Raw genomic sequence first — 19,020 nt, 5'->3', positions numbered from 1 at the left:
CATAGGCCGCACCGCAAAAACCCCAAAACGTAAGGAAGTCGAAGGGTGCGGGCCCGGGCCGGCCGACCGGCGGGCGGCGGGCGCGCCGACTCCCTCGGCGGGAGACAAGCGCACGCGACCCGCTCGCCTCACACGCTGCGTGCGCCAACCCGCTCGCCGCGCGCAGCGCGCCACCTTCCCTCGGCGCACACCGCCTGCCGGCGCAAGAGGATCTACCAGTCCAGCACGTCCCAGCCCTTCTCGCGCGCCGTGCGCGCCAAGGGGCGGTCGGGGGACACGGCGTAGGGGTGCTCGGCGGCCGCCAGCACGGTGCGGTCGGAATGGTGGTCGCCGTAGGCGTAGGCGAGCTCCCAGTTCCCGGGGCCGAAACGGCCGTCCCCGAACCGGCGCACGGCGGCCAGCTTCTCCTCCCCTTCCACCGGCAGGCCCTCCACCGCGCGGGTGTAGGTGCCGTCCGTCGCCACGCACATGCGGGTGGATATCTGGTTCTCGAAGGGATGGTGCTCCATGGCGCGCAGGATGATGGGCTCGAAGGTGGCCGAGATGACCACCACCACGTCCCCCGCCTCGGCGTGGGCGCGCATGGCCGCGTCCGCCTCGGGCCGGAACAGCGGCGCGATGCGCTCGTCGTAGAACTCGGCCAGGAAGGCGTCCACCTCGGCGGCGGGCTTGCCCTCGAACGCCGTGAACACGAGGCCGCGCACGGCCGCCTCGTTCTGCGGCAGGCGCAGCTTGTAGGCCGCCGCCCACAAAAGGATGCGGAAGACGACCCGCTTCGACAGCATCTTGTGCCGAAGCAGGTGGCTGACCAGCAGCACGGGCGAGTTGCCCGCGATGCTCGTGCCGTCGAAGTCGAACACGGCAAGGCGCGCCTTGCCCTCAGGCGCGCCTTGCGGATGCGCGGATGCGCTCTCAGTTCCCGGTCGGGGCATACGTCGTTGTTCCCATTCCCTGAGCGAGGAAGGGGAACGCGCCGTGTGCGCTAGTCCTCCACCTCGTCAATCGTCTCGGTGAATTGAGAATTATACAACTCCGCGTAGAAACCGCCAAGTTCGAGCAGTTCCTCGTGCGTTCCCTGCTCCACGATGTCGCCGTCGCGGATGACGAGGATGAGATCCGCGTTCTTGATGGTGGACAGGCGGTGCGCGATGACGAACGACGTCCGGCCGGCCATGAGGTTGTCCATGGCCTTCTGGATGCGCTCCTCGGTGCGCGTGTCCACCGAGCTCGTGGCCTCGTCGAGGATGAGCATGCGGCGGTCGGCCAGGATGGCGCGCGCGATGGTGAGCAGCTGGCGCTGGCCTTGGCTGATGTTGCTGGCGTCCTCATTGATCTCGGTGTCGAAGCCCTGCGGCAGCGTCTGGATGAAGTGGTAGACGTAGGCCGCCTTCGCCGCCGCCTCCACCTCCTCGTCGGTGGCGTCGAGCTTGCCGTAGCGGATGTTGTCGCGGATCGTGCCGTGGAACAGCCACGTGTCCTGCAGCACCATGCCGAACATGCTGCGCAAGTCGTCGCGCGCGAACGTGCGGATGTCGTGGCCGCCTATCTTGATGGAGCCCGACTGCACGTCGTAGAAGCGCATGAGCAGCTTCACCATGGTGGTCTTGCCGGCGCCCGTGGGGCCGACGAGCGCCACGGTTTGACCCTCGGTCACGCTGGCCGAGAAATCCCTGATGACGGGCTTCTCGGGATCGTAGCCGAAGTGCACGTGCTCGAACTGGACGTTGCATTCCACCTCGGAGGACCGTGCGGACACGTGATCCTCTTCCTCCTCGGGCTCGCCGAGGAACTCGAAGATGCGCTCGGCCGCGGCGGCCATCTGCTGCAGCACGTTGGACACCTGGGTGAGCTGCGTGATGGGCTGCGTGAAGTTCTTCACGTACTGGATGAACGCCTGGATGTCGCCGACCGTGATGATGCCCTGCACGGCCATGAAGCTGCCCGTGATGGCCACCACGACGTAGCCCAGGTTGCCCACGAAGTTCATGATGGGCTGCATGAGGCCGCTGATGAACTGCGACTTCCACGCGGAGCCGTACAGGCGGGCGTTCGTCGCGTTGAAGTTGTCCACCGTGCCGTCTTCGCGGTTGAACGCCTTCACGATGGCATGCCCCGAGAACGTCTCCTCCACGAGGCCGTTGATCTCGCCGAGCGTCTTCTGCTGGGCGAAGAAGTACTTCTGCGAGTGCTTCACCACCACCATGATGAGCACGAGCGAGAGGGGCAGGATCACCACCGTGATGAGCGTCATGACGGGGTTGATGGACAGCATCATGATGAGCACGCCGATGATGGTCACCGTGGACGTGATGAGCTGCGTGATGCCCTGGTTGAGGCTCTGGCCGAGCGTGTCCACGTCGTTGGTGATGCGCGAGAGCACGTCGCCCGTGGAGGTGCGCTCGAAGTAGCCCATGGGCATGCGGTCGATCTTCTCCGCGATGCTTTTGCGCAGCTCGTAGCACGTGCGCTGGGAGATGGAGCTCATGATCCAGCCCTGCACGAACGAGCAGGCGGCGGAGAGCAGGTACAGCCCCATGGTGAACAGCAGGATCTGCGCGATGAGGTCGAAGTTTATGCCGCCCGTGCCGCCGATCTTGGCCACGATGCCGTTGAACAGCTCGGTCGTGGCCGTCGAGAGCACCTTGGGGCCGACGGTGGTGAACACGGTCGATCCGATGGCGAACACGAGCACGATCACGATGGACACCTTGAAGCGTCCCATGAAGCTCAAGAGCTTCATGAGCGTGCCCTTGAAGTCCTTGGCCTTCTCGCCGGGCATCATGCCGCCGCCCGGGCCATGGCCCCCCATGGGGCCGCGCCGCGGAGAACGCTCCGCCGCAGGTTGCTTCTGCGCGCTCATGCCGCATCACCTCCGTTCAATTCCTCGGCCGACAGCTGGGACATCGCGATCTCCCGGTATTCCTCGCACGTTTGCATGAGCTCCTCGTGCGTGCCCTGGCCGACGATCCGGCCCTCGTCGAGCACGACGATCTTGTCGGCATGCAGGATGGTGGAGATGCGCTGCGCCACGATGACCACGGTCTTGTCGGACAGGCGCGTATGGAGGTCCTGCCGCAGGGCGGCGTCGGTCTTGTAGTCGAGCGCCGAGAAGCTGTCGTCGAACAGGTACGCGCGCGCCTCGGTCGCGAGCGCGCGGGCGATGGCGAGGCGCTGGCGCTGGCCGCCGGACACGTTCGTGCCGCCCTGCGACACGGCGGACTCCATGCCCTCCTCCTTCGAGGAGATGAACTCGGACGCCTGGGCGATCTCGGCCGCCGCCCGCACGCGGTCGGCGGGCATGTCCTCGTCGGAGTAGGCGATGTTCGACTCGATGGTGCCGGAGAACAAAAACGCCTTCTGCGGGACGTAGCCCAGCTGCGCGCGCAGCGCCTCCTGGCTCACGTCGCGGACGTCCACGCCGTCGATGGTGACGGAGCCGCACGTCACGTCGTAGAAGCGCTCGATGAGCTTGATGACGGTGGACTTGCCCGAACCGGTCGACCCGATCAGCGCCGTGGTCATGCCCGGCTCGCACGTGAAGTTCAGGTCCTCCAGCACGCACTCCTTCGAATCGCCGTACTTGAAGCTCACGTCGTTGAACGCGATGGTCGCGCCGCCTGCGGAAGGAAGCTCCGCGTCGCGCGCGGCGTCTTCGGCGGGGTCGCAGATGGTGGGCTTGGTGTCGAGCACCTCGTTCACGCGCTGCGCGGCCACGTCGGCGCGCGGCAGCATGATGGAGATCATGCCGATCATGAGGAAGCCCATGATGATGACCATGGAGTACGTGATGAACGCGATCATGTCGCCGGTCTGGATGGTGCCGTTGTCGATGTAGGAGCCGCCCACCCACACGATGAGCACGCTCACGCCGTTCATGACGAGCATCATGAGCGGCATCATGAACGTCATGACGCGGTTCGTGAACAGCTGCGTCTTCATGAGGTCGGTGCTGGCCGCGTCGAAGCGCTTCTCCTCGTAGGGCTGGCGGTCGAACGCGCGGATGACAGGCAGGCCCGTGAGTATCTCGCGCGACACGAGGTTCACCCTGTCGATGAGCTTCTGCATCATCTTGAACTTGGGCATGGCCACCTTCATGAGCACCATGATCAGGATGAAGATGACCACCACGGCGACCACGATGATCCAGCTCATGGACAGGTTCGTGCGCGACACCATGATGATGCCGCCGATGGCGAGGATGGGCGCGTACAGCACCATGCGCAGCAGCATGACGGTGACCATCTGTATCTGCTGGATGTCGTTCGTGCCGCGCGTGATGAGCGAGGCGGCCGAGAAGCTCTGCACCTCGGCGTCGGAGAACGACACCACCTGGCGGAACAGCTTGGCGCGCAGCGTGGCGCCCACCTTCGCGGCCGTGCGCGAGGCAATGAAGCCCACGAGGACCGCGGCCACCATGCCGAGCGCGGCCAGGCCGAGCATCATGAAGCCGACGCGCAGGAGGTAGCCCATCTGCAGGTCGGACAGGTTGTAGCCGAGCGACTCGTACTCGGCCTTCGCCGCCTCGATGGCCTGCTGGTCGACGATGGAATCGCCCATGTCGCCCATGTGCTGCTTGGCCTCGTCGAGCATGTCGAGGATCTTCTGCTTGTCGATGGCGCCGGCCTGGTAGGCCTGCATCACCTGGTCGAGGTCGAGATCGGGGATCTGGCTGGAGTAGTGGATAGCCACGAGCGGCATGGCCACCATGCGGTCGAGCTCCTCCTGCTCCTTCTTGCCCTGATCGTTCAGCTTGTACGTGCCGTCGTCCGTCTCGGTGTAGGCGTCGCGGAACGTCTGCTCGTCGTCGGCGGGCAGCATCATGGCGATCTCGTCGTGGGTCTTCGCCGTCATCTCGTCGGTGGAGGCGTGCTCCACGCCCGACTGCTGGATGCCCACGTCGACGATGTCGGACGTGTAGTTCGGCAGCGCCAGGTCGGTGAACGCCTGCACGACGAGCAGGCACAGTATGAGAACCACCGCGATCTTGCAGTTCTTCAGGTAGCGGATTATGCGCACGGAGCGTCATCTCCTTCGGCATGGCTCTTGCATGCATCTTCGGGGTCCTGGTCGTGGAACTCGACCACTTTGCGCATGATGCGGACGAGGTGCTGCATGTCCTCGACGCCCACGTACTTCATGACCGCGTCCATGTGCTCGTCGCGCAGGCGCTTGCCCTCGGCGGCGAACCGCTCGCCCTCCTCGGTGAGGCTCACCGACACGGCGCGGTAGTCGTCGCTCGAGCGATGGCGCTCGATGAGGCCCTTCTCCTCGAGCGTCTTGAACGTCTGGGACAGCGCGCTGGGCGTCGTGTGCGTCATCTCGGCGACGCGGCCCGGCCTGATATCCTCGCATGTGCGCCCGAGCCCGCTGATAGCCATCATCGTGCGCGCCTCGGACGGCGTCACGCCCTCAGGCGTGGGCGGCGTGAACCGTTCGCGTCGCGAGCGCTGCATGAGCTCGTACAGCTCGCGTCTCGTCTCAATGAACGAGTCTGTCATCGCACCTTCCTTGCTCTCGATTCCTGCCGTATACAATTTAGTCGCTAAACTTTATCACTACGGTGAAATTTCACACCGAAATGTTTCCTTCATCACAGAACCTGCACGCAGGGCCGAAGGAGCCGCACTCGCGTCGGAGGGCGGATAACGGTTTCGCCTTGCCTATGTGCGGAAAAATCGGGGTTTTGGCAATCTCTCCCCCGCTTTCCGGTCGCCAAAGATCGTCGCAGGCCGGAAACGACCGAAGAAACCCCAGGTCGCGCGTTTTCCCACAGGATGACGCGATGCTCCCGATTGCCAAAAACCCGATTTTTCCGCACAGCGAGCTCGTCACGAGCGCGCGATGAACCGATCGCGGGAGAAACGGGCGCGCCCTTCCGAACTTTTTCAAATTGGGGGCTTGCGTCGAGCGCTGACTACCGGTAATATATTCCGCGCTGCAAAGCACGGGGTGTTAGCTCAGTTGGTTAGAGCGCCGGCCTGTCACGTCGGAGGTCGCGAGTTCGAGTCTCGTACATCCCGCCATTCTGAATGCTAAGAACCCGCTTCGGCGGGTTCTTTTCGTATCGGCGAAATTCGTCATAATAATGATTGCGCAGCGAAGATTCTTCCGGTAGAATAACCTTCGCTGCAAAGCACGGGGTGTTAGCTCAGTTGGTTAGAGCGCCGGCCTGTCACGTCGGAGGTCGCGAGTTCGAGTCTCGTACATCCCGCCATTCTGAATGCAGAAAGCCCGCCGATCGGCGGGCTTTTTTGTCGCTCGCGATGCGCGCGGGATGCGCGGCCCTCCCCTCAGCGGGCCGCGCGCTGCTCCGTGCGCATGACCGACAGCACGTGCAGCGGCGCCGCGTCTTCGGGCGCGGCCGCGTTGGCGGCGTCGCAGCACGCGCGCAGCAGCACGTCGGGGCGCAGCGAGCCCGTCAGCTTCGACTCCAGCGAGAACGTGACCACGGCCCCGGACACCTCCGGCTCCCCCACGAGGAACTCGTCCACGCGCAGCACCTTCTCCTTCTTCTTGCGCACCACCCTCACCTCGTCGGGCACCGGGAAGCTCGCGGGAGGGCGCGACAGCAGCGCGCGGTAGGTGGCGATGGGGTACGCGGCCGAGGCGGCCGGCGCGTGCGGCTCGATGTAGTCGCAGGCCTTCACCATGAGATCGGGCACGCTGGCGTCCTGCAGCGCCCGGAGCGCCTCGTCGGCCGGAACGTAGCGCGTCATCTGCAGGTCGAACAGCTCGTGCGTGCCGCCCACGCCGACGGGCAGCGCCGCGCCGAACGCGATCTTCATGTGGGGCGAGAAGCCCTGGCTCACCGCGAACGGCAGGCCGGCGCGGCGCACCGCGCGCTCGAGGGCGCGCGCCACCTCGAGATGCGACAGCAGCGCCAGGCGGCCCTGCTTGCAGAACGTCACGCGCAGGCGGAACAGGTTCGGATCAGGCATGGGAAACCTCCTGGGAGTCTGCGGGATTCACGGCGGGATCCTTCGACTCCGCGCCTACGGCGCTCCGCTCAGGATGACAACAGGGGGGCTCGATGGCGTTCGACCCCGAGGCCACGCGGGGCTGAGCCAGCTCGTTGTCCACCCCGAGCGTCGGGCACGCGCCGCATGCCGAGCACTTCTCGAACGTGCAGTCGGGCGTCGTGCGACCCTCGTCGGCCAAGCGGCGCTCGCGTGCGAGCCAGCGCGCCGACACGCCGGTGGATATATGCTCCCACGGCATGACGCGGGTCGTGGGATAGGCGGTCTGGGCAATGGCGGCCGGGTCGAGCCCCAGCTCGTCGGCGGCTTCGCGCCAAGCCGACTCGCTGAAGCACTCGGTCCACGCGTCGAACCGCGCGCCGCGGCGCCAGGCGGCCTCGACCCACGCGGCCCCTTCGCGGCCGGCGCGGCTCATCACGGCCTCGACGAAGCTCGTGGCCGGGTCGTGCCAGTGCACGTCCACGGCGCGGTACTTCACGGAGTTGCGCAAAAGCTGCACGCGGCGCAGCGCCTCCTCCGGCGGTATCTGCCCGTCCCACTGGAACGGCGTCTGGGCCTTCGGCACGAACAGCGCGCACGAGATGCTGAGCGCGAGGCCCCCGCGCTGCTCGGGCGGCGTGGCCGCCTTCATGCGATCGTAGGCGCGCTGCGCGAGGCTCGCGATGCCCTTGATGTCGTCGTCGGTCTCGGTGGGCAGTCCGATCATGAAGTACAGCTTGCAGCGCCGCCAGCCGGCCGCGAACGCGGCGTCGAGCGCGCCGAACAGGTCGTCCTCGGTCACGTTCTTGTTAATGACGTCGCGCAGGCGCTGCGTGCCCGCCTCGGGCGCGAACGTGAGGCCGCCCTTCTTGCGGCCCGCCACAAGCTCGGCCATGTCCACGCCGAACGAGTCGAGGCGCTGCGAGGGCACCGATATGCGCACGCCCTTGCCGTCGCAAGCGCGGTTGATGCGCGTGAGTATCTCGGCGATCTGCGAGTGGTCGGTGGACGACAGCGACGTGAGGCTCACCTCGTCGTAGCCCGTCTCGGCCAGCCCCTGCACCACCGACTCCACCACGTTGTCGGCCGAGCGCTCGCGCACGGGGCGGTACATCATGCCGGCCTGGCAGAAGCGGCAGCCGCGGGCGCACCCGCGCAGGATCTCGACGTTCAGGCGGTCGTGCACCACCTCGGTGAACGGCACGATGCACGGCTCCCAGCCGGGACTCTCCGCGAACCCCTCGAACAGGCTCTTCTCGATGCGCAGGGGCAGCCCCTCCTCCACCGGCTCGATCCACGAGCCCGCTTCCTGGGCCTCCTCCTCGGCGCGCCAGCGGTACAGCGACGGCACGTACCAGCCCGGCTCCGCAGACAGCGCGCGCAGGATGTCGGCGCGCGCGGCACCCTCGGCGCGCAGCCGGCGGATGACGGACAGGCCGCGCGGCAGGGCCTCCTCGCCCTCGCCGATGTTGAACGCGTCGAAGAACGGCGCGTAGGGCTCGGGGTTGTAGGCGCACGGGCCGCCGCCCACCACGAGCGGGTCGTCCTCGGCGCGCTCGGAGGCGTGCAGCGGGATGCCCGCCAAATCGAGCGTCTCCAGCACGTTCGTGGCGGCCAGCTCGTGCGGCAGCGTGATGCCCACGGCGTCGAACTCGGCAAGCGGCGCGCAGCTCTCGATGCTGAACAGCGGGATGCCCTCGGCGCGCAGCGTGTCGCACATCGCGGGCGCGGGGAGGAACGCGCGTTCGGCCGCCATGTGCTCGGCCGCGTTCACCACGTTCACGAGGATGCGCAGCGCCTGGTTCGCCTGCCCCAGCTCGTAGGTGTCGGGGTACACCATGCAGAAGCGGAAGTCCGCCTCGGGCTTGTAGACGCAGCCGAACTCGTGGTTGAGGTAGCGCGCAGGGCGCTCTGCGGCGGCGAGCAGCGGCTCGAGGCGCGGCCAGAGATCCGTCATCGGATTCGTTTCCCTTCTTCGGTTTGCCTGATGGTACGAGGGGCTCAGCGCGCTTTGCCGGCGGCGAAGCGGTTGAGGGCGGCATCGCGCACGCCGCCGGCCGCCTGGGCCGCGCGTCCGGCGCGGTCGCGCACGGCTCCCACGGCCTTCGCGCCGGTGGCCTGCGCCGTCTGCGCCGCGCGCTTCGCGGCGGCCTGCACCACCTTGTCGCGCGCGCCAGCGACCGCGTCGGTGAGCTTGCCCAGCGTGGGGCCGTCCTCGTAGTACTCGATGGCCGCGCGCCCCATGGCGACGGTGCCGGTGTAGCCGATGGCGGCCTTCACGGCCCAGCCGAGCGCGGGCACGAACGTCACGAGCTGGCGCGCCACCGCGCGGCACGCGAACGCGCCGCCCACGAGGGCCGCAAGCTCCTTCACGCGCTCCATGTTGAGCTCTTCGCCGTACGAGGCGGCTATCATGAGCAGCATCTTCGCCTGGTTGAGCGTCATGACGGGCATGTCGGCGCCCGGGATGATGACGAGCAGGCCCACGCCCGCGTTCTGCAGCGCCGTGGAGTTCACGGCCTCGAGCGACAGGGGCTTGCGCACGAAGGGGAACGCCAGCGCGAACGCGAGGCGCTTGTCGTTGCACGCCGCGATGACCCAGCCGCCCATGCGCTCGTTGAGCGAGCCGACGGCGGCGGCGTCGAGCGCGTACGGCTCGTTCGGCGAGCCGGCCCCGACGGCCTGGACGGCTTCGGCCCCGTTCACGGCGGCGTCGGGCGCCGGCAGCGGAGCCGGCTCGACCTTGGGGGCCTTGGGGGCGATGAGGTCGCCGTGCGGGATGGGCGCGCCCTGCGCCTTCGCGATGTCGGCCACGAGCGAGGGCAGCGTGGTGACCACCATCACGGGGACGCCCGCCGCGCGCACCTGCGCCGCGTACTCCCCCACCTGCTCGTTCAGGCCCGCCACGATGACCGCCATGTCGTCGCCCGAGAAGGGCGCGAACGGGCGGCCGTCGAGGTACATGAGCGACACGCGGGCATGCGGCGACGCGCTGGCGAACGCCTGGCGCACGTACGCCTGCACGTCGCCCGGCGCGCTGTCGTCGAGATACACGCTCACCGACAGCGACGTGCGACGCGCTTCGTCGATGTTGGTGGCTTCGTCGATAACCGCTTTGATGTCAACGGGTAGCTGCATAACCGCCCCTTTTCCTCGTGCTTAGCGCTGCTTCTGGATGTTATGGGTCCACACGGAGCCGATCATGCCGAGCATGATGAAGTTCATCACCATTCCCGTCGCTCCGTAGCTGACGAACGGCAGGGGGATGCCCGTGATGGGCATGAGCCCGCAATCCATGCCGATGTTTTCAAGAATCTGGAACAACCACATGCCGACGACGCCCATGACGATGACCATGCCGAACAGGTCGCTCGAAGCGCCGGCGATACGGAAGCATATCAAAACGAGGGCCGTGTACAGCGCCAGCAGCACCATTACACCGAAAAACCCCAGTTCCTCGGCCAGCACGCAGAAGATGAAATCGGTGGCCGGCTCGGGCAGGATGCCCAGGGCATGCTGCGTTCCCTGGAACAGGCCCTTGCCGAACAGGCCGCCCGAGCCGATGGCGATCTGGGCTTGCTTGAGGTTGTAGCTCTCTCCCGTGGGGTCGATGTCGGGATCGAGGAACACGAGCAGGCGGTTGCGCTGGTACTGCTTGAGCAGCTTGTACTCGCCGGTTGAGTTGTAGATGACCTGGTCGATGAGGAACACGGCCACGATGGCCACGATGAACAGCCCGAGCGTGATCAGCAGGTACTTCGGCCGCGCGCCGCCCACCACCAAGGCGACCGCCCCGATGAACAGGTACACGAGGCCCGTGCCCAGGTCGGGCTGCGTCATGATGCAGGCGAACGGCACGAGCATCATGCCGAGCGCCTTGGCGTACTCGCGCGGGTCGTCGAGCCTGCCGCCGTAACGCGCCATGATGCTGGCGTCCAACAGGATGACGGTGATCTTGGCGAACTCGCCGGGCTGAACCTGTATGCCCAACTTGATCCAGTTCTTCGCGCCCATGCCCGCATCGGTTCCCAGCCCCGGTATGTGCGGCGAGAGGATGAGCACGATGCTGACGACGAGGAAGATCGTGGTGAAGTCCGAGAGCCGGCGGTAGTCGAAGCGCCAGACCAGCACCATGAACACGACGCCGAGGGCGACGCCCGTCAGCTGGTTCGTGAACGAGTAGTCGGGATCGTTGGCTATCGCCGACATCAGGATGACGAGGCCGTACGACACCAGCAACGCGATCACGAGGATGAACGGGAGGTTGAGCCAGGGGAACCGGCGCGTGCGCGTGGCCTGCGCCACGACCTTGTCGGGCGCCTTCACGGAGTTGATCTGCGGTAGCTGCGGCATAACGCCTCCTTTCCTCGTCTCGTCTAGTCGGTACGGCCGCCGGACGTCGCGGCGCCCGCGCCTTCAAGCACCTTGCCGGTGGAGCCGGCGATCACGCCCATGCCGGCGGCCGGGTCCTCCTCGGCAGCGGCATCGCTCGCGAGCGCCGCCGCCAGCACCTTCGCGCCGAGCGGGGCGGCCACGGACGAACCGCCACCGCCGTGCTCGACCACGCAGGTCACCACGTACCGGGGATCGTCCACCGGCGCGTAGCAGGCGAACCAGGCGGTGTCGGCCATGTCGGTGTACTCGGCGGTACCCGTCTTGCACGCCACGGTTGCAGGGTCGATGCCCTGCTCGTTGAGCAGCTTCGACACGTCGGCGTTGTCGGTGGCCACGCCGTTGAGGGCATCGCGCATGAAGGCAAGATCCGCTTCGGGCACATCCAACTCCCCCGCCGTCTCGATCTTATGGGTGGCGGCCACGTCGCCGCTCGCGTTGCGCACCTCCTTGAGCAGGTGCGGCTTCAACAGCTTGCCGGTGGCGATGGCGCCGTAGGCCACGGCCACCTGCAGGGGCGTGACGAGGACGTAGCCCTGGCCGATGATCATGTTCGTCATGTCACCGCCCTTCCACGCTGCTTCCTCGGGGGTGTCGCGGAAACGCTCCGCCTTCCACTCAGGTGTGGGGATGATGCCCACCGATTCGCCGCCCAGGTCGATGCCGGTGTACTGGTCGAAGTGGAACTTCGCGAGGTAGTCCTGGAGGGCGGTATGGCTGACCTTGCCGTCCTGCGCCGCCTCAAAGAAGTCATGGGCGATCTGATAGAACACGACGTCGCACGACTGCACGATGCCGCCGCGCAGGTCAAGCGTGCCGTGGCCCGAGTGGTTCCAGCACATCTGCTCCTGGCCCGTGCCCCAGCCGTCCCACGAACCGCCGCACGTCCACGTGCGCTTCATGTCGGCGAAGCCGTTCGCCAGCGCCGCGAGGCCCGTGAACGTCTTGTACGTCGACGCGGCGGGATAGCTGCCCGAGATCGCACGGTTAAACAGCGGCTTCTGAGCTTCATCGGAATTGTATACAGCGTACACGTCTTCAGAAATCTTGCCCGTGAACTCGGCAGGATCGAACAGGGGATAGTTCGCCATGGCCACGATCCCGCCGTCGCGCAGGTCCATGACCACCACCGAGCCCGCCACGCCGCTGCCCGTGCCGATCGTCCCGTCCTCAGGCGCGATGAGCGCCGCCAGCTCACGATCGGCTACGTACTGCACCGGCCCCTTGAGGGCCAGGTACACGTCGGAGCCCTTCGTGGGCTGCGTCTCGCTCACCACGCGCACCACCTCGCCATCGGCGTTGGCGACCACTTTGCGCTTGCCGTGCTCGCCCGCCAGCAGACGGTCGTACTGCAGCTCGATGCCCGACGCGCCCATGTCGTCGCCCAACTCCACGTCGCGGCCCTCGCCGACGGACTTCATCCCGTCCTCGGTGACGGAGCCCGTGTACCCCACCACGTGCGCGGCGAGCGCGCCGTAGGGGTAATCGCGCACGTAGCGCTCCTCCGTCTTGATGCCGGGGAACGCGTCGGAATGCTCGGTGATGAAGGCGATGTCGCGCAGCCGCACGTCGCTCGCCACGACGCGCTGGCTCTGGGCGCCGCCCGTCGCGTCCTGGATGCGCTGGCGCACCACGTTGTACGGCACACCGAGCACCGCGGACAGGCGCTGCACCACGTCGCGATCGCTGGCCGCCTCCACGTCGGCCAGCACGGTGAGCGACACGCGGTTCTTCACGAGCGGCAGCCCGTTGGCGTCGCAGATGTAGCCGCGCGGCGCGGGCGTGGACACGGTGGCGTACTGGTTGTCGTCGGCCTTGCTGCGGTAGGCGTCCGACGACAGCACCTGCATGGTCCACAGCTTCGCCGTCAGCGTCCCGAAGATGCCGGCGGCCAGCACGCCCATGGCCACGAATCGCGATTTGAGGTTGTCGGCCGGGTTGGACGTCGGACGCTGCGCCGAGCCGGTGCGCACCTGCGTCGACCCGCCAACGTGGCCGCCCGCGTTGCCGAGGCTCGACTTCACGCCCACCGAGCTGATGGAGCGGACGTCCTTCTTCACGCTGACGTTCGGCGACTTCGTGTTGTTGCGCAGGGCGAACACGACGGCGATGACGATGATTGCCACGACGAGCGTGACGACGGCGGCGATGATGGCGGCGATCATGGCAAGCGCCCCCTACCGCAGCCGAGGCGTGCGCGGTCCGCGGTCCTGGGCGCCGTCGGCAAGCAGGCGCGCGATGATCGGATACAGCACGAGGCCGATGACGCAGTCGTACAGCGTGCACGGCAGGGCGCGGTACAAGAACGCGTCCCCGGGGCTCACCGACAGCCCGAGGCCGATGAGCAGGGCGCCGTACAGCATCTCGGTAGCGAACGTCGCGATGACGAAGATGGTCAGCGGCATGAACAGCGTGTCGTTGTCGAGCACCGAGAACGCGCGCGACGCGATGAACGACACGATGACGAACAGGAAGGCGTAGCCGCCCACGGGCCCCGATCCCAGCAGGTCGCAGACGAGGCCCAGCACGAACGGCAGCACCGGGCCGGCGTCGAGCGGCCGCACGATGGCCACCACGAGCACGTACGCCAGCAGGATGTTCGGCTGCGCCGAGAACAGCGCGATGTTGGGGGCCACGACGATCTGCAGCAGCAGCGCGACCACCGCGCCGACGGCGATGACGATGCTCTCACGCGTCAGGTTCACGATGCATCGCCTCCTTCGTTGCCGTCGTTGCCGTCGTTGCCGTCGGTATCGTCGTCGGCGCCCACGCCGAACACGACGAGCACCTCTTCGAGGGCGCCCGTCGTGTCGTTCGGCGACACGACCACGCGCCGCGTGGACTCGCCCTGGCGGGTGTCCACCTTCACCACGGTGCCGATGATGAGGCCGGGCGCGTAGCTGCCGCCCAGCCCGGACGTGACCACCACGTCGCCGGGGTTCACCACGGCGTCGGCGTCGAGGTTCTCGAGGTACAGCAGCCCCTCGAGCGACCCGCGCACCACGCCCTCCGCGCGGCTCGATTCCACGCGCGCCGCGGCACCGGAGTCGGGGTCGGTGAGCAGGCGCACCTTGGCGGTGTGCTCGGCCGCGCTGTACACCTGGCCGATCACGCCGGAAGTGCCCATCACCGTCAAGCCGGTCTCCACCCCGTCGGCGGTTCCCTTGTCGATGGTGACGGTCTGGCTCCACGCCTCGTCGGGGTTGCCCACCACGCGCGCGCCCACGCCGTCGATCTCGTACAGGTCCTTGAGGTCCAGCAGCTGCTGGAGGCGCTGGGCCTCCTGCTTGTACTCGTCGGCCTGGCTCAGCAGCTCGCGCAGCTCGGCGTTGCTCTCGCGCAGGCCCGACAGCGTGCTCTCGTCGGCCGTGAGGTTGCCGAAGCTTTCGCCGGCGCTGTTCACGCCCGAGTTCGCGGCCGCGCCGACGAACTTCAGGGGCGCGACGGCTCCCGACACGCCGCTCTGGATCGCATGCAGCGGGCCGTCCTGGCCCTCGCGCGAGTACAGCGTGACCAGCGCGAGCGACGCGACGAGGAATGCGACGAGCAGAACCCGGCGCAGGAACACCGAGCTTCTCTGTTGGAAATTAAGCGCCATAGACGAGTCGGTTCAGCCTTATTTCGAGCGCATGAGCGTCTGCTTGAGCGCCGTCGGCGTCTCGAGCACCTTGAGGCAGCCCATGACCACGTTCGTGAGCGCCGTCTCGCTCGTCCATACGGGAATCTCCAGCTTGTCGGTGAGGTAGCGGTCGAGGCCGGACAGCAGGCCGCCGCCGCCCGTCAGCAGGATGCCGTTCTGGATGATGTCGGAGGCGAGGTCGGGGTTCGTCTTCTTGAACGTCTCCTTGATGTGCACGACCATCTCCTCGCAGGGGGCCTGCAAGGCGGCGCGCACATCCTCGGATTGGATGGTCACTTCCTTCGGCTGCTCGGTGATCACGTCCTGGCCCGAGATGATCATGTCGCGCTCGCGACCGTCCTCGAACGGCAGGATGGAGCCGATCTTGATCTTGATGATCTCGGCCGTGCGCTCGCCGATCTTGATGCCCAGAAGGTCGCGCAGGTGCATGGCGATGGCCTCGTCCATGCGGTTGCCGGCCAGGCGCAGCGACGACGAGGTGACGATGCCGCCGAGCGAGATGACGGCCACTTCCGTGGTGCCGCCGCCGATGTCCACCACCATGGAGCCCGTGGGCTCGGTGACGGGCAGGTCGGCACCCATGGCCGCGGCCATGGGCTCCTCGATGAGGTAGGCCTGGCGCGCGCCGGCCTGGACGGCGGCCTCGAACACCGCGCGCTTCTCCACCGAGGTGGCGCCGCACGGGATGCAGATGACGATGCGGGGCTTGGCCTGCCAGGGGTACTTGCGCGGCGCGGCCTTGCCGATGAACGCCGAGATCATGGCCTCCGTCACGTCGTAGTCGGCGACCACGCCGTCATGCAGCGGGTGCTCGGCGGAGAACGCCTCCGGCGTGTGGTTGATCATGTTCTTGGCTTCGTGGCCCACCGCGAGCACGCGATGGGTGGCCTTCTCGATGGCGACGACCGAGGGCTCGTTCACAACGATACCCTCGCCAGGGATGGCGACCAATGTATTAGCAGTTCCGAGGTCGATGGCCATGTCCGTGGACATCTGGCCGGTCAAACCCGAAAACATATCTAAGAAGGACATACAGGAAACCCCTTGAATCTCGATTCCAGGTGAAACCGAATTTTAGCACAGGCGTTGACCCGATGATGAAAATCCACGAGGGGCACACCCGCCCCGGCAGACGGAACGCGGAGGAGCCGCGGGCGAGCCTGCTCGCTACCAATCCACGACCGACCAGTCGAAAGACGAGAAGCGCGCGTTGGGTTCGGCGCGTTGGTATTCGATGCAGAAGATGACTATGCGGCGCAGGTCATCGTCCTTGAGATAGTACAGCGAAAACGGCGTATCGGGAACGGCGATGCAGCGACACGGAAACGGAGGGCGCGCAGCAGGATAATCGGGATCGTAGGCACGACCGAGATCGGGAGCGGATTCCAGCAGCGTACGGTACGAGAACAGCTTCTCCGCAACACGTTCGCTCCATACCTCGGCTACGATGAAGTCGATGGCGCTTCGGGTGTAGACCGTCGTCCAACCCTCCCCCATTAGCCTACGACCAGCCCTTCGCGCGCCTGATCTCCTCTTCCGCCTGGTCGGCATCGACGATGCGTCCTTGCTGGACGTCGTCGTACCCCTTCATCAGGCTGTCGTACACACGCATCTCGTTCGCATAGGCGCTCGCGCGAAACGACATGGCCCGGTCGAACGCCCCGGCGTCCATGACCACGATCGACGCGGTTCCATTGCGCGTGAGGTATATGGGCCGTTGCGTCTGCTCGAGCTCGTCGATGATCGACGACTGGTTGCGGTTGAAATCCGAAAGCGGTTTGACGATAGGCATGGCAACTCCTTCCTTTCGGAACCACTCTATCATGTAGTTCGTAGTATACAGCATATATACTACGAATTTACAGCATATGGTTACCGAGCGCCAACGCGCAAAAAAGGCGCCGGTTCCAAACCGGCGCCTTCACTTGGGCTATCTTTAGTGCACGCTGCAGCTGAGGCAGGGGTCGTAGGCGCGGACGAGCTTCTCGATCTCGAGGCGGACGACGTCCTCCGCCGCCCCGTCGGCGACGAGCGTCTCGGCCAGAAGGCGCATGTCGGCCTCGAGGTTCGCCACGTTCTGGGCCGTGGGCGTGAGGATGGACGCGTGCGTCACGCGGCCCTCGCCGTCCAGCGTGAGGTCGTGGAACAGCGCGCCGCGCGGCGCCTCGGTGAAGCCCACGGCGCGGCCGGCTTTCACCTCGAAGGGCACGGGCTCGCTCGAGCTGGCGATGGCGCCGGGCTCGGCCAGCATGCGGCAGAGGTTGGCGCAGCGGTCGAGCGCGTCCACGATCTCCACGGCCTGGGCCACGTTGTTCATGAACGGGTTGGCCTCGGGCGGGCGCAGGCCCGCCTTCGCCGCGGCCACCTTGGCGTTCTGGCCGAGGTTCTGCCACGAGGCGTTGATGCGGGCCAGCGCGCCCGTGAAGTACGGGTCGCCGGTCTCGCGCACGCGGGCGAGCAGCGCGGCCGAATGCGGCACGGCGTACTCCTCGACGCGCTCCTGCACCTCGTTCGCGTCGAACTCGATGCCCGCGTTCAGGAAGAACGCCGTGTCGGAGCACTCCACCGGGTAGTAGTCGTCCTCCACCATGGCCAGCATGTCGCCCACCGTGGCGATGGCCGGCACCGTGAAGCCGCGGAACAGGTCCACCGCTTCCAGGGCGAAGTCCATCGCGGCGTCCATCTTAGCCGCCAGCTCGAGGTACTCCGCCGGCTCGATCTCGTGCGTGAAGCCGCCCACCACGGCGGTGATGGGATGGATGCTGCGGCCGCCCACCTTCGTGCACAGCTCGTTGCCGAGCGCCTTGAGGCCGAGCGCCTGCTCGAACAGCTCGGGGTCGGTCTGGGCCAGCGGGAACACGCTGGGCATGCCGAGGAAGTCGGGGGCGGCGAACACGAACAGGTGCGACGCGTGGTTCTGCAGGTAGGAGCCGTACACCAGAAGCTCGCGCAGGGCGCGCGTGCGGTCGGTCACCTCCACGCCGAAGACGCGCTCGATGGCCTTGAGGTCGGTCACCACGTGGCTCGACGAGCAGATGCCGCAGATGCGCGAGGCGATGTAGGGCACCTCCTCGAAGCGGCGGCCGCGCACCATGCTCTCGAACAGGCGCGCGGGCTCGACGACGTTCATCTCGACCGTCTTCACCGCCCCGTCCTCGATGACCACGTGCACGTTGCCGTGGCCCTCGATGCGGGCGATATGGTCGACGTGTATAGCGGTTTTCGTCATGGGTTCCGTCCTCACTCGCTGCCCGCAAGGGCGGGGTTCGTCTGGTTGAACATCTCGAGCGCCCGGTCGAAGTCGGCCACCGACACGCCGTAGCGCACCACCGCGTCGCGGGCCGAGTCGAGGTTCGCGTCGGGCGACAGCCCGCGGCAGCCGTTGCACGGCCGTCCCAGGTTCACGCACTTCGCGCCGCATCCGGCCGTGGTCACGAGGCCCAGGCACAGCTGCCCCTTGCCGAAGAAGCAGCTCGTCTCGTTGCGCTTGCAGTCGCCGCACATCGTGCGCGAGGTGGAGGCCTTGTTCGAGCCGTACAGCGCGCGCTGCAGCACGTCGATGAAGTCGAAGGAGTCGATGGGGCACGCGCGCACCTCGTAGTCCACGTCGATGACGGCGCCCACCGCGCGCGGCGCCACCATGTCGCCGCAGGCCGAGGGCACGCGCTCGTACACCTGGCCCGGGCGCTCGAGGAACCCGTCGGCGGCCATGCCGGGGATGCCCGCCGTCGTGGCGCACGCGCCCACGGCGATGATGGCCGCGGCCTTCGCGCGCAGGCTGCGCACCGTGGCCTCGGCTTCCTCGGTGGTGACGGCGCCCTCGATGATGGCCACGTCGAAGTCCTCGGGCATGGGATCGCTCGAGGCCAGCTGCCAATAGCGCAGGTCGATCTGCCCGAGCACGTCCAACAGGTGCGCCTCGGCGTTCGTCACCTGCAGCTGGCAGCCGAAGCAGCTGGCCAGGCCCACGACCACCACGCGGGGCGTGGTCGGCTCGTCCTGGCAGGCTATGCAGTTTCCGCTCATGTCGCT

General features: G+C 67.0%; 16 protein-coding genes and 2 tRNA genes. 2 read left to right on the top strand and 16 right to left on the bottom strand.

The genetic code is table 11. The features are described from left to right. Nucleotides 1-212: 212 nt before the first annotated feature. From GS424_RS06675 to GS424_RS06660, 4 genes are read right to left on the bottom strand one after another with little or no spacing between them, the layout of a single operon-like run. Nucleotides 213-932 (bottom strand): HAD family hydrolase, encoded by a 720-nt coding sequence (locus GS424_RS06675; protein ID WP_160943282.1) that lies wholly within the window; start codon nucleotides 930-932, stop codon nucleotides 213-215. Nucleotides 933-982: 50 nt separating this feature from the next. After that, complete coding sequence (locus GS424_RS06670; RefSeq protein WP_160943281.1) at nucleotides 983-2,860, bottom strand: ABC transporter ATP-binding protein; 1,878 nt, start codon at nucleotides 2,858-2,860, stop codon at nucleotides 983-985. Further along, nucleotides 2,857-5,016, bottom strand: coding sequence for an ABC transporter ATP-binding protein (locus GS424_RS06665; RefSeq protein ID WP_160943280.1), 2,160 nt, complete (start codon nucleotides 5,014-5,016; stop codon nucleotides 2,857-2,859). The genes GS424_RS06670 and GS424_RS06665 overlap by 4 nt, the downstream gene beginning before the upstream one ends. Then, a complete protein-coding gene (locus GS424_RS06660) occupies nucleotides 5,007-5,498 on the bottom strand; it encodes a MarR family winged helix-turn-helix transcriptional regulator (protein ID WP_160943279.1) in 492 nt (163 codons plus the stop codon). The genes GS424_RS06665 and GS424_RS06660 overlap by 10 nt, the downstream gene beginning before the upstream one ends. Nucleotides 5,499-5,946: 448 nt before the next feature. Between GS424_RS06660 and GS424_RS06655 the strand changes: the two genes are divergently transcribed. Further along, a tRNA-Asp gene (locus GS424_RS06655) sits at nucleotides 5,947-6,023 on the top strand. Between the two features lie 114 nt (nucleotides 6,024-6,137). Then, nucleotides 6,138-6,214, top strand: a tRNA-Asp gene (locus GS424_RS06650). A 76-nt stretch (nucleotides 6,215-6,290) separates the two neighbouring features. Here the strand turns inward: GS424_RS06650 and GS424_RS06645 are convergent. The 12 genes from GS424_RS06645 to GS424_RS06590 all read right to left on the bottom strand — a co-directional run bounded on the left by GS424_RS06645 (nucleotide 6,291) and on the right by GS424_RS06590 (nucleotide 19,014). After that, entirely contained in the window at nucleotides 6,291-6,938 is a 648-nt protein-coding gene (locus GS424_RS06645) for a TIGR03936 family radical SAM-associated protein (RefSeq protein WP_160943278.1), read from the bottom strand. Next, nucleotides 6,931-8,913 (bottom strand): TIGR03960 family B12-binding radical SAM protein, encoded by a 1,983-nt coding sequence (locus GS424_RS06640; RefSeq protein WP_244977696.1) that lies wholly within the window; start codon nucleotides 8,911-8,913, stop codon nucleotides 6,931-6,933. Before GS424_RS06640 ends, GS424_RS06645 begins: the two co-directional genes overlap by 8 nt. A gap of 44 nt (nucleotides 8,914-8,957) precedes the next feature. Then, complete coding sequence (locus GS424_RS06635; RefSeq protein WP_160943277.1) at nucleotides 8,958-10,094, bottom strand: YcjF family protein; 1,137 nt, start codon at nucleotides 10,092-10,094, stop codon at nucleotides 8,958-8,960. Nucleotides 10,095-10,115: 21 nt separating this feature from the next. Then, nucleotides 10,116-11,309: a rod shape-determining protein RodA gene (gene rodA / locus GS424_RS06630; protein ID WP_160943276.1), complete on the bottom strand. Its 1,194-nt coding sequence runs from the start codon at nucleotides 11,307-11,309 to the stop codon at nucleotides 10,116-10,118. Between the two features lie 23 nt (nucleotides 11,310-11,332). Further along, complete coding sequence (gene mrdA / locus GS424_RS06625) at nucleotides 11,333-13,513, bottom strand: penicillin-binding protein 2 (RefSeq protein ID WP_160943275.1); 2,181 nt, start codon at nucleotides 13,511-13,513, stop codon at nucleotides 11,333-11,335. A gap of 12 nt (nucleotides 13,514-13,525) precedes the next feature. Continuing rightward, nucleotides 13,526-14,053 carry a rod shape-determining protein MreD gene (gene mreD, locus GS424_RS06620; RefSeq protein ID WP_160943274.1) on the bottom strand — a complete coding sequence of 176 codons (528 nt, stop codon included), beginning with the start codon at nucleotides 14,051-14,053 and terminating at the stop codon, nucleotides 13,526-13,528. After that, on the bottom strand, nucleotides 14,050-14,946 hold the full coding sequence (mreC, locus tag GS424_RS06615; protein ID WP_160943273.1) for a rod shape-determining protein MreC: 897 nt from the start codon (nucleotides 14,944-14,946) through the stop codon (nucleotides 14,050-14,052). Before mreC ends, mreD begins: the two co-directional genes overlap by 4 nt. 18 nt (nucleotides 14,947-14,964) lie before the next feature. Next, nucleotides 14,965-16,020: a rod shape-determining protein gene (gene mreB / locus GS424_RS06610; RefSeq protein ID WP_101722155.1), complete on the bottom strand. Its 1,056-nt coding sequence runs from the start codon at nucleotides 16,018-16,020 to the stop codon at nucleotides 14,965-14,967. Nucleotides 16,021-16,155: 135 nt separating this feature from the next. Beyond that, entirely contained in the window at nucleotides 16,156-16,485 is a 330-nt protein-coding gene (locus tag GS424_RS06605) for a hypothetical protein (protein WP_160943272.1), read from the bottom strand. A 4-nt stretch (nucleotides 16,486-16,489) separates the two neighbouring features. Next, a complete protein-coding gene (locus tag GS424_RS06600) occupies nucleotides 16,490-16,780 on the bottom strand; it encodes a type II toxin-antitoxin system Phd/YefM family antitoxin (protein WP_160943271.1) in 291 nt (96 codons plus the stop codon). Between the two features lie 144 nt (nucleotides 16,781-16,924). Then, nucleotides 16,925-18,217: a Ni/Fe hydrogenase subunit alpha gene (locus GS424_RS06595; RefSeq protein ID WP_160943270.1), complete on the bottom strand. Its 1,293-nt coding sequence runs from the start codon at nucleotides 18,215-18,217 to the stop codon at nucleotides 16,925-16,927. 11 nt (nucleotides 18,218-18,228) lie between these two features. Further along, the gene (locus tag GS424_RS06590; protein WP_186939426.1) at nucleotides 18,229-19,014 is read right to left on the bottom strand and encodes an NADH-quinone oxidoreductase subunit B family protein; all 786 of its coding nucleotides are present in this window, start codon (nucleotides 19,012-19,014) and stop codon (nucleotides 18,229-18,231) included. Nucleotides 19,015-19,020: the final 6 nt, after the last annotated feature.

The sequence above is a fragment of the Eggerthella guodeyinii genome (assembly GCF_009834925.2).
GTDB lineage: Bacteria > Actinomycetota > Coriobacteriia > Coriobacteriales > Eggerthellaceae > Eggerthella > Eggerthella guodeyinii.
The sequence above is the reverse complement of the archived record's forward strand: the minus strand, read 5'-3'. Positions and strand labels throughout refer to the sequence as shown.

Coding starts and splice junctions, on each gene's coding strand:
- GS424_RS06600 (WP_160943271.1), bottom strand. CDS start 16,780: ATGCCTATCGTCAAACCGCTTTCGGATTTCAACCGCAACCAGTCGTCG.
- GS424_RS06645 (WP_160943278.1), bottom strand. CDS start 6,938: ATGCCTGATCCGAACCTGTTCCGCCTGCGCGTGACGTTCTGCAAGCAG.
- GS424_RS06595 (WP_160943270.1), bottom strand. CDS start 18,217: ATGACGAAAACCGCTATACACGTCGACCATATCGCCCGCATCGAGGGC.
- GS424_RS06590 (WP_186939426.1), bottom strand. CDS start 19,014: ATGAGCGGAAACTGCATAGCCTGCCAGGACGAGCCGACCACGCCCCGC.
- GS424_RS06635 (WP_160943277.1), bottom strand. CDS start 10,094: ATGCAGCTACCCGTTGACATCAAAGCGGTTATCGACGAAGCCACCAAC.
- mreB (WP_101722155.1), bottom strand. CDS start 16,020: ATGTCCTTCTTAGATATGTTTTCGGGTTTGACCGGCCAGATGTCCACG.
- mreC (WP_160943273.1), bottom strand. CDS start 14,946: ATGGCGCTTAATTTCCAACAGAGAAGCTCGGTGTTCCTGCGCCGGGTT.
- GS424_RS06660 (WP_160943279.1), bottom strand. CDS start 5,498: ATGACAGACTCGTTCATTGAGACGAGACGCGAGCTGTACGAGCTCATG.
- GS424_RS06605 (WP_160943272.1), bottom strand. CDS start 16,485: ATGGGGGAGGGTTGGACGACGGTCTACACCCGAAGCGCCATCGACTTC.
- GS424_RS06675 (WP_160943282.1), bottom strand. CDS start 932: ATGCCCCGACCGGGAACTGAGAGCGCATCCGCGCATCCGCAAGGCGCG.
- GS424_RS06640 (WP_244977696.1), bottom strand. CDS start 8,913: ATGACGGATCTCTGGCCGCGCCTCGAGCCGCTGCTCGCCGCCGCAGAG.
- rodA (WP_160943276.1), bottom strand. CDS start 11,309: ATGCCGCAGCTACCGCAGATCAACTCCGTGAAGGCGCCCGACAAGGTC.
- GS424_RS06670 (WP_160943281.1), bottom strand. CDS start 2,860: ATGAGCGCGCAGAAGCAACCTGCGGCGGAGCGTTCTCCGCGGCGCGGC.
- mrdA (WP_160943275.1), bottom strand. CDS start 13,513: ATGATCGCCGCCATCATCGCCGCCGTCGTCACGCTCGTCGTGGCAATC.